General features: G+C 63.8%; 9 protein-coding genes. 4 read left to right on the top strand and 5 right to left on the bottom strand.

Annotated features, from left to right (window positions below; genetic code table 11):
* Positions 1-401 precede the first annotated feature (401 nt).
* Positions 402-1,631: an ADP-forming succinate--CoA ligase subunit beta gene (gene sucC / locus CF70_RS07700; protein ID WP_035862719.1), complete on the top strand. Its 1,230-nt coding sequence runs from the start codon at positions 402-404 to the stop codon at positions 1,629-1,631.
* A gap of 1 nt (position 1,632) precedes the next feature.
* Positions 1,633-2,517: a succinate--CoA ligase subunit alpha gene (gene sucD / locus CF70_RS07695; RefSeq protein WP_035862716.1), complete on the top strand. Its 885-nt coding sequence runs from the start codon at positions 1,633-1,635 to the stop codon at positions 2,515-2,517.
* Positions 2,518-2,626: 109 nt separating this feature from the next.
* Here the strand turns inward: sucD and CF70_RS07690 are convergent, their stop codons facing one another.
* Positions 2,627-3,346 (bottom strand): GntR family transcriptional regulator, encoded by a 720-nt coding sequence (locus tag CF70_RS07690; protein ID WP_035862714.1) that lies wholly within the window; start codon positions 3,344-3,346, stop codon positions 2,627-2,629.
* A 233-nt stretch (positions 3,347-3,579) separates the two neighbouring features.
* Entirely contained in the window at positions 3,580-4,554 is a 975-nt protein-coding gene (locus CF70_RS07685) for a 2-dehydropantoate 2-reductase (RefSeq protein WP_035862712.1), read from the bottom strand.
* A gap of 274 nt (positions 4,555-4,828) precedes the next feature.
* Here CF70_RS07685 and CF70_RS07680 point away from each other — a divergent pair, with 274 nt between their 5' ends.
* Together CF70_RS07680 and CF70_RS07675 are read left to right on the top strand one after the other, a co-directional pair.
* A complete protein-coding gene (locus tag CF70_RS07680) occupies positions 4,829-6,448 on the top strand; it encodes a glucan biosynthesis protein (protein ID WP_035862709.1) in 1,620 nt (539 codons plus the stop codon).
* Positions 6,449-6,653: 205 nt separating this feature from the next.
* Positions 6,654-7,346: a GntR family transcriptional regulator gene (locus CF70_RS07675; RefSeq protein ID WP_035862706.1), complete on the top strand. Its 693-nt coding sequence runs from the start codon at positions 6,654-6,656 to the stop codon at positions 7,344-7,346.
* A 39-nt stretch (positions 7,347-7,385) separates the two neighbouring features.
* On the opposite strand, the gene yedA is transcribed toward CF70_RS07675, so the two are convergent.
* From yedA to CF70_RS36505, 3 genes are all read right to left on the bottom strand, one after another.
* Positions 7,386-8,264, bottom strand: coding sequence for a drug/metabolite exporter YedA (gene yedA, locus CF70_RS07670; protein WP_035862900.1), 879 nt, complete (start codon positions 8,262-8,264; stop codon positions 7,386-7,388).
* 444 nt (positions 8,265-8,708) lie between these two features.
* Complete coding sequence (locus CF70_RS07665) at positions 8,709-8,894, bottom strand: hypothetical protein (RefSeq protein WP_035862703.1); 186 nt, start codon at positions 8,892-8,894, stop codon at positions 8,709-8,711.
* A 347-nt stretch (positions 8,895-9,241) separates the two neighbouring features.
* On the bottom strand, positions 9,242-9,486 hold a 245-nt coding region (locus tag CF70_RS36505), incomplete at its 5' end, for a hypothetical protein (RefSeq protein ID WP_081862070.1).

The following is a 9,486-nucleotide window of genomic DNA, read 5'->3' as shown; positions in this document are numbered from 1 at the left end:
TTGCTGCTTTGCTGCTTTGCTGCTTTGCTGCCTGGCCAGTGCCTACCCTGCATGTCACCGGCCCTGCGACGCCATCGATCCATTTCGAAGGATCTTGATGACATACGGTATGTGATATATCAACGAAGCTCAAGGGAAATTTGGATGCTTGCCCAGGAGTTTCGACGACGCGATGCAGCAAATCGGCGCAAGATAGGGGACAAATAAGCACAATTGCTGAATACGTGTCGATTCATTCCGTTTGCGCACAGCTGATGAGTGCCACGGCCCTGGCCTCCTCTTCGTGGAAAATCCGCTTGTTTAACGTTGATATATTACATACCATATTTCACAGCGCGTCTTGCCGGACCATCCGGTTTCGCGGCTCGCCGGCACGCGCATCACCAAGAGCGAGGAGACTTGTGAACATTCACGAATATCAGGCCAAGGAATTGCTCAGGCGCTTCGACGTGGCCGTGCCGCGCGGGGCCGTTGCGTTTACCCCGGAGGAAGCCGCCAGCGCGGCGCGCAAGATCGGCGGATCGGTCTGGGTGGTTAAGTCCCAGATCCATGCCGGCGGCCGCGGCGCCGGCCGCTTTGCCGGCGATCCGGGCGGCAAAGGCGGCGTGCGCGTGGTGAAGTCAGTCGATGCCGTGCGTACGCAGGCCGAACAGATGCTCGGCAAAGTGCTGGTCACCAGGCAGACCGGAGAAGCCGGCCGCGAAGTGCGCCGCCTATATGTAGAAGAAGGCTGCGAGATTGCCCGCGAGCTTTACCTGGGCATGCTGATCGACCGCGCCACCTCCCGCATCACGCTGATGGCCTCCACCGAAGGTGGCATGGAAATCGAGGAAGTCGCGGCCCGCACGCCGGAGAAGATCCTGAAGGTAGCGATCGACCCGGCCAGCGGCATCCAGCCCTTCCACGCGCGCCGCCTGGCCTTTGGCCTGGGGCTGACCGGCAAACAGGTCGGCGCGGCTTCGCGCTTTATCCTCTCGGCCTACCGTGCCTTTACCGAGCTGGACGCCTCGGTGGTCGAAATCAACCCGCTGGTGGTGACGCGCGCTGGCGACGTGATCGCGCTCGACGCCAAGTTCAACTTCGACGACAACGCGCTGTACCGCCATCCGGATATCGAAGCCTTGCGCGACGAAACCGAGGAAGATCCCGCCGAATCCGCGGCGGCCCGCCATGGGCTGAACTACGTCAAGCTCGACGGCAGCATCGGCTGCATGGTCAACGGCGCCGGGCTGGCCATGGCCACCATGGACATCATCAAGCTCTACGGCGGGGAGCCGGCCAACTTCCTCGACGTGGGCGGCGGCGCCACCAGGGAACGTGTGACGGCGGCCTTCCGCCTGATCCTCGACGATCCCAAGGTCAAGGGCATCCTGGTCAATATCTTCGGCGGCATCATGCGCTGCGACGTGATCGCCGAAGGCGTGGTGGCCGCCGCGCGCGAGATCGACCTGACGGTCCCGCTGGTGGTCCGACTGGAAGGCACCAACGTGGAACTCGGCAAGGCCATCCTGCGCGACTCCGGATTGCCGATCCTGTCGGCCGATCACCTTGCCGACGCCGCGCAGAAAGTGGTCAAGGCAGTGCAAGCGCGCGTGCAAGCTGGCAATAACGGCGATAAGGGAGGGAAATGACATGGCCGTACTGATCCATCAAGACACCAAGGTAATCTGCCAGGGCTTCACCGGCGCGCAAGGTACCTTCCACTCTGAACAGGCGCTGGCCTACGGCACACGCATGGTCGGCGGCGTCACCCCCGGCAAGGGCGGCGAGACGCATCTCGGGCTCCCGGTGTTCGACACCATAGCCGCCGCGGTGGAGCGCACGGGCGCCGACGCCTCCGTCATCTACGTGCCCCCGCCCTTCGCGGCCGACGCCATCGTGGAAGCCGTGGACGCGGGCATCGGCCTGATCGTGTGCATTACCGAAGGTATCCCGGTGATCGACATGGTGCGGGTCAAGCGTGCGCTATCCGGGTCGGGCAGCCGTCTGGTCGGGCCAAATTGCCCGGGCGTGATCACGCCGGGACAATGCAAGATCGGCATCATGCCGGGCCATATCCATCGCCCCGGCAAGATCGGCGTGGTGTCCCGTTCCGGCACGCTGACCTATGAAGCGGTGGCGCAAACCACGGCCGCAGGGCTCGGGCAGAGCACCTGCATCGGTATCGGCGGCGATCCGGTCAACGGCACCAACTTTATCGATTGCCTGGAGATGTTCCTGGCTGACGACGACACAGAAGGCATCATCATGATCGGCGAAATCGGCGGCTCTGCCGAGGAAGAAGCCGCGCAGTTCCTGCGCGATGCGCGCAGCGGCGGGCAGGCCAAACCCGTGGTGGGGTTTATCGCCGGCACCACCGCCCCGCCGGGCCGGCGCATGGGGCATGCGGGGGCCATCATCTCCGGCGGCATGGGGACCGCCGAGGCCAAGATCGACGCCATGCGCGACGCCGGCATCCAGGTAGCGCGCTCGCCGGCCGAACTGGGCAAGACCATGGTGGAGGCGATGGGCGCGTAGCACATTTGCGTTGTCGCGTTGTCAATGAAAAAACGGCGGACAGAATCCGCCGTTTTTCTTATTGCCATGGCAGCCCATAGCAGCCCATAGCGTGCGGGACGCTTCCTGCTCAATCGAGGAAATCGCAGTGCTTCTCGACATAATCGGCGAGGTCCAGCGAATGCTGGCGCACCAGCTTCTCCGCCAGCTCGGTATCGCGCTTCTCCAGCGCCTCGATGATCCGCAAGTGATCGACGATGGAACGCGAGGCGCGATCACTCTGCGAGATCGTCATCTTCCGTATCGCGCGCACATGGACAAAGATATTCTTGATCGAGTCCATGATGATCTGCGACTTCGACAACTGCACGATCGCCTGGTGGAAGGCGATATTGGCGTCGGAGTACTCCTCGATATGCTCGGCCGGCGTCGCATCGCGGAAGCTGTCGAACATATGGCGCAACTGCGCGATCTCCGCGTCGCTGGCATGCAAGGTAGCAAGGCGCGCGGCCATGCTCTCCAGCGCCGCCCACACCTGGATCATTTCCACGATCTCGCGCTTGGTCTTGCGCATGATGTAGATGCCGCGCCGCGGCACCGTGCGCAGGAACCCCTCCTGCTCCAGGAGCGTCATGGCTTCGCGGATGGGGGTGCGGCTCACGCCTAGCGCTTCGCTCAGGACACGCTCGTCCAGCCGGATTTCCTCGGTCGACTGATAGATATCGGCGTCGGCAATGGCCTGGCGCAGCATGGCGTACGCCTGGTCGCGCAGGCTGGCGCCGGCATTGATGGGTTGCAGGGACAGGGTCAGTCCAGCTGGCTGAACGGCGGATGGGCTTTGCACAGACATGTATGGGCTCTTGTTGATACCAGCGCCTCGGCGCACAGGGCAGTGGCCGGCAGCTTGCCGCCTAGCTTACCAAAAGCAGCCATCACATGAGTCGAATGCATAGCAAAATGCACAATTGACATAAATCGGCTGCCGGGGACGGCGGTTTTACGTATATGGTATATCACATGGTGCGCCGCCGTAGTAGGCCGGCGCGGCCATGTCCTACCGGAATGCCTGCCCGGCAATCCCGCTCAAGCCGCCTGCGCCATCCTTTCGCGCTGCTTGATCAGGCCCAGCACCGTGTCCACCATCGGCGTGGGCTGCCGCACCAGCCGCCCCATTTCCTGAACCACGGTCAGCAAGGGGTCGATCTCCATCGCGCGCCCCGCTTCCAGATCCTGCAGCATGGAAGTCTTGTGCGCACCCACCGCGCCGGCGCCGTCGATGCGGCGCTCCACATCGACGCGGAAATGCACACCGAAGCGCTCGGCAATGGCCTGGGCTTCCAGCATCATCGCCCGCGACAGCCCGCGGGTGGCGGGATCGGAAGTGATGATATCCAGCGTGGCGTGCGTAAGCGCGCTGATCGGATTGAAGCACAGGTTGCCCCACAGCTTAAGCCAGATCTCGTCGCGGATATTGTCGCGGATAGGCGCGTCCAGCCCGGCGGCCACCATCATTTCACTCAGGTGGCTGACGCGCGCCGACTTGCTGCCGTCGGGCTCGCCGAGCGGGAACTTCTTGCCGTAGACATGGCGAATGACGCCGGGCTCGGCAATCTCCGCGGCGGGATACAGCACGCAGCCGATCGCACGCTCGGGACCCAGGCCGCGCCACTGGCGCCCGCCCGGGTCCACGCTTTCCAGCGTGGTACCGGCCAGCGGGCCGCCATGCTGATGGAAGTACCAGTAGGGAATGCCGTTCACGCCAGTCACGATGGCCGTCTTCGGCCCGAGCAAGGGCTGCATCAGGTCCACCACGCCCGGCACGGAATGCGCCTTCAAGGTGATGAAGACGTAATCCTGCGGCCCCAGCCGGGCGGGGTCGTCGGTGCAGTTGACCCTGGCCACCCGCTCCTCGCCGTCGCACAGCAAGCGCAGGCCGTTGGCCTTCATCGCGGCGAGGTGGGGGCCGCGTGCGACCAGGCTGACTTCGGCGCCCGCCAGGGCAAGCTGAACGCCGATATAGCCGCCGATGGCGCCGGCACCATAGATACACACTTTCATCAGTTGTCTCCCAGTGGTTTTGTGGGTACATCCATTGATATATCACATACTATATCCCACAGAAAAAGAGTACAACCTCAATCTTGCCCGGCGGCACCCCTGACACGTGTGGCACGGCCATCTACGCTGCGCGGGACCTCGGTGGCCGTTTAAGCCCCAAAAAACGCCATTTACAGCACTTTCAATCACCCTTTTCCGAACTTTCCTTCACCCCAAGCGTCATTCAGAGTTCTGCCCCCATACCGGCGTGTTGCGCCAAGGATCCCTGCCTTCGATGATGAATCGCCGCACCCTGCTCGTTTCCGCGACCGCTTCCGCTGCCCTGGCGGCCCTCGGCATCACACCATCCGTGCTGGCGGCCGGCAAGATCAAGCTGGGCGACACCCGCCCCTTCAGCTTCGACACCCTGATTGAGCAAGCCCGCACCCTGGCTGGCCGGGCTTATGCGCCCCCCGCCACGGCGCCGGCCGACATCCTCGCCAGGATCGACTACGAGGCGCACGGCAAGATTCGCTTCAGGACCGATGACGCGCTGTTCGCGGACGGGCCCGGCCAGTTCCCGGTGACCTTCTTCCACCTGGGCACCTTCTTCCGCCAGCCGGTGCGCATGCACGTGATTGACAGCGCCAAGGGCGCGCCGGCGGCGCGCGAGATCGTGTATGACGAGTCGTATTTCGACATGCCGGCCGACAGCCCGGCGCACAAGCTGGCGCGCGGCAGCGGCTTTGCCGGCTTCCGCCTCCAGGAAAGCCGCCTGGCTGACCAGAAGAAACTCGACTGGAAGAAGAACGACTGGGCGGCCTTCCTTGGGGCCTCGTATTTCCGTGCCATCGGCGAGCTTTACCAGTACGGCCTGTCCGCGCGCGGCATTGCCATCGACGTGGCCGAGACCGGCAAGCCGGAGGAGTTTCCGAGCTTCACGCATTTCTATTTCGAGACGCCCGCGGGCAACGGCGACAGCGTCACGGTCTATGCCCTGCTCGATGGCCCCAGCGTGGCCGGCGCGTACCGCTTCGTCATGCAGCGCGGCAAAGGCGTGCTGATGGATATCGATTGCGCGCTGTTCCTGCGCAAGGATGTGGCGCGCCTGGGCCTGACGCCGCTGACGTCGATGTGCTGGTTCTCGGAAGCCAGCAAGGGCACCGCCGTGGACTGGCGCCCGGAAGTGCACGATTCCGACGGCCTGGCGATCTGGAACGGGGCCGGTGAACATATCTGGCGCCCGCTCAACAACCCGCCACGCACCATGGCGTCGAGCTTTGGCGATGACAATCCGCGCGGCTTCGGCCTGCTGCAGCGCGATCGCAACTTCGATCACTACCAGGATGGCGTCCATTACGAGCGGCGGCCCAGCCTGTGGGTCGAGCCGCGCGACGGCTGGGGTGTTGGCACGGTGCAACTGATCGAGATTCCCACCGACGACGAGATCCACGACAACATCGTCGCGATGTGGGTGCCCAAGGCGCAAGCCAAGGCCGGCAGCAGCTTCCGCTTGCGCTACCGGCTGCACTGGCTGGCCGACGAGCCTTATCCCACCCCGCTTGCGCGTTGCGTGGCTACCCGGCTGGGCAACGGCGGGCAGCCCGGACAGGCACGCCCGCAAGGCGTGCGCAAGTTCATGGTGGAGTTCAAGGGGGCGCCGCTGGAGAAACTGCCCTACGGCACCAAGCCGGAAGCGGTACTGAGCAGTTCGCGCGGCACCTTTTCCTATATATTTACCGAAGCGGTGCCCAGTGGCGTCGCCGGGCACTGGCGTGCCCAGTTCGATCTCACCGCCGAAGGCAAGGAGCCGGTCGACCTGCGCCTGTTCCTGCGCCTGGACGGGAAGCCGCTGTCGGAAACCTGGCTATACCAGTACCACCCGTTCAACTCGCCGACGGGCCATGGCACTTGAGCGTTGGCAGCATTCCGCACGATGGCCGGGCGATGCCCGCCGCTCTGAGCAGGCTGGTGACGGACATACTGCTGGCATGATGTTGCCGGGCGTGGAGCGGGTATCATCACGGCAACCAGGCAGCCGGCTGTCCACCCTCCCCGGCTGCCGTGCCTTGCGCCATTACGACAACAACACATAACGACCACGGTTTCGACCGTCTCCCATGACTTCCGCAGATCTCGCCGGCGCTGCCGGCACCGGTCCCGATGATTCCCTGCCCCGCGCCGAGCGGGCCTACCAGCACCTGCGCAACGCCATCCAGGCTGGGCAACTGCCCTCCGGCACCCGCCTGCGCGAAGTGGAGCTGGCGGCCACGCTGGGACTGTCGCGCACGCCGGTGCGCGAAGCGCTATCGCGCCTGGAGTCCGAAGGCCTCGTCGTCAACGAGCCCAACCGCGGCATGATGGTGACGCGACTCGACGCCAGCATGGTCAGCGAGCTCTACGTCATGCGCGAAGTGCTGGAAGGCACCGCCGCCGCGCTCGCCGCGCGTCACGCCACCGATGTGGAAATCTCGCTGCTGCGTGATATCGTCCAGCGCGACCTCGCCATCGCCGACCAGCCCGACAAGCTCGCCGCCAACAACCGGCTCTTCCACGAAACCCTGCACCGTTGCGCGCACAACCGCTACCTGCTCAAGACGCTACGCTCCCTGCACGAGTCGATGGCGCTGCTGGGCCGCACCACGCTGGCGCTGCCGGGACGCGCGCAGGTTTCCTACGAAGACCACATCGCACTGGTGGAAGCCCTGGAACAGCGCGATCCAGCGCTCGCCGAGCAAATCACGCGCCGGCATATCCAGCAGGCCTACAAGGCACGCCTGTCGATGTGGATCGAAGAACAATCCGAATCCTGAGCCGCCGCCCCGCCTGTTGCCTCCGGCGGCCTCCGGAAGTCACGTCGCCGCGACCGCCCGCGCGCCGCGCCAGGTACCAAGGCTAAGCACCGCAAGCGCCCCCAGGATCAGCGCCACCGCACCCAGGGTCTGAGGCGCGATCTGCTCGCTGCCCAGCCAGGCGCCTACCGCCAGGGCCACTGGCGGGTTGACATAGACATAGCTGCTGGAAATCGTCGGCGAGACGTTCGCCACCAGATACATGTAGGCGGAAAACGCCACCAGCGATCCCGCCACCACCAGATAAACCCAGGCCCACCACGCCTGGCTGCTGACGGTGCGCGGCCAGGGTTCGCCGAGCGCAGCGGAAATCGCCAGCAGGATGGCCCCACCCAGCAGCATCTCCGCGGCAAACGCCACCGCGCCGCGTGGCAGGTCCAGGTGTCTGGCGATCTGCGAGCCGAATGACCAGCTGGCAATGGCCGTCAGCAATGCCACAACCCCGGTGGCGCTCGCGCGGAATTCCGCGCCGCCGGTCAGCAACAGGATGCCCAGGCTGCCCAGCGCGATGGCCAGCCCCTCATACCAGCGCGGCCGCCCGCCGAAGCAGAATCCCCAGAACAAACCAAAGATAGGCATCGCGCCGATCATCACGGTGGTCGCTCCGGAGGAAATGGTCTGCTCGGCCACGGCAGTCAGCCCCATGCCGCCGACCAGCAGGAAGCCCGCCAGCACGGCGCAATTGCGCAACTGGCGCAGCGTCGGCATGGCAGCACCGCGATACCGCAGCCACAACGCCAGCAGCAGGCCCGCGCAGACAAAGCGCGAGCCCATCATCAGGAACGGCGGGAAGCTCTCCAGCGTGAAGCGGATTGCGAGATAGGTCGTGCCCCAAACCAGATAGGTGATCAGCAGGCAAAGGACGAGCCGGGGCGACAGCATGGCGAGCGCGGAGTGCCGCAGAAGACAGGGGCCTCCACGATAACGCCATCCCGCACGGCTTCAAAAGGAAAACGCCTGGCAAGCGTTGTTAGGCAAACTCACAAGGCGGGGAAACTGGTCTGCCCGGAAGGCGGCGGCCGAAAGTGGAAGCCGGTGAGCGCGGCCCGGTGAGTATCAAATAAAAAAACCGGCCAAGAAGCGTTGCGCTCCATGGAGCGACGCGTTGGCCGGTCTTGCCGCGTGGAAACATCCACGCCGGTTTCACGTAGTGCCTGCCCTCGCTTTTCAACGCGCGCCGGGGCGCGGCGCGAGCGGCAGTGGTACAGCCGTCAAACCAAGACTACATACATCAACAACAAACAATAGCTAACTACAGTGCACTACAGCAGCAATTACTCTTGATTCGCGCTTCTTGATGTCGGTGCTCTGGCAATTCGGCAATCAGCCGTTCGCGAAAACGACCTTTGCCTTGCGAGCCTGGCTTTGCAGGCGGCCAAACACGTCTTGCACGGCGGCGATGGCGCTCTTCACGTCATCGATAAAGGCCGGGCTGCGGGGACCGAGTTCGCGTTCAATCAGTTCGCGTTCGAGTTGGTCGGTCATCTTGATATCGGATTGCGAGTTCATGGTTTTCTTCCTTTCAGGGATAACCCTCATCGGGTTTTCCCTAGTATAGCAAAAGGAATGACGCATCGCAGCATTAGGTGATAGTACGTATGCAAGATGCCAACAGAGGCAGTGAGGAGCCAAGCCATAAGATGTCGCAGACGACAAGATATGCCCTGTCAAAAAAACGACGCGTCATGCCTTATGAGCACTCGCATAGTGCTAACCAAAGCACTTTTTCAACATCATTCCCGCTGCTCGCCCCGAAAATGTGCTTGGAAGAGCTAGTACAACGTCCCGTAAATAGATTTAATAGTTATCAGCCTGTAGGTACGGCTCCAGGAGCGCGTGACGACCAACTGGGCCATCTAGTCGAGCGAGCCTGCGCCTGGCAACGGCTCCCAACGCCCACTATGAGTGCGAAAGGCAGCGCCATAACGATTGCGGCCGAGCTCGGTCAGCCGAGACACCACCGTCGGCTCCTCGTCGTCCAGACGTTTGATCGGCAGGTGACGCCCGTAAGCTTGCGTGACGATCTGCTCGTGGCCGAGCAGGCTGCGCAGTCGCCGCTGCAATTCGGCAGCGTAGTGTTTGGCGGGGAGGGCTGGCATGC

It is taken from the genome of Cupriavidus sp. SK-3 (assembly GCF_000611145.1).
Classification (GTDB): Bacteria; Pseudomonadota; Gammaproteobacteria; order Burkholderiales; family Burkholderiaceae; genus Cupriavidus.
The sequence above is the reverse complement of the archived record's forward strand: the minus strand, read 5'-3'. Positions and strand labels throughout refer to the sequence as shown.

Excerpts from the sequence above, each read along its gene's own strand:
- sucD (WP_035862716.1), top strand. The coding sequence starts at position 1,633 with ATGGCCGTACTGATCCATCAAGACACCAAGGTAATCTGCCAGGGCTTC.
- CF70_RS07690 (WP_035862714.1), bottom strand. The coding sequence starts at position 3,346 with ATGTCTGTGCAAAGCCCATCCGCCGTTCAGCCAGCTGGACTGACCCTG.
- CF70_RS07685 (WP_035862712.1), bottom strand. The coding sequence starts at position 4,554 with ATGAAAGTGTGTATCTATGGTGCCGGCGCCATCGGCGGCTATATCGGC.
- CF70_RS07680 (WP_035862709.1), top strand. The coding sequence starts at position 4,829 with ATGATGAATCGCCGCACCCTGCTCGTTTCCGCGACCGCTTCCGCTGCC.
- CF70_RS07675 (WP_035862706.1), top strand. The coding sequence starts at position 6,654 with ATGACTTCCGCAGATCTCGCCGGCGCTGCCGGCACCGGTCCCGATGAT.
- CF70_RS07665 (WP_035862703.1), bottom strand. The coding sequence starts at position 8,894 with ATGAACTCGCAATCCGATATCAAGATGACCGACCAACTCGAACGCGAA.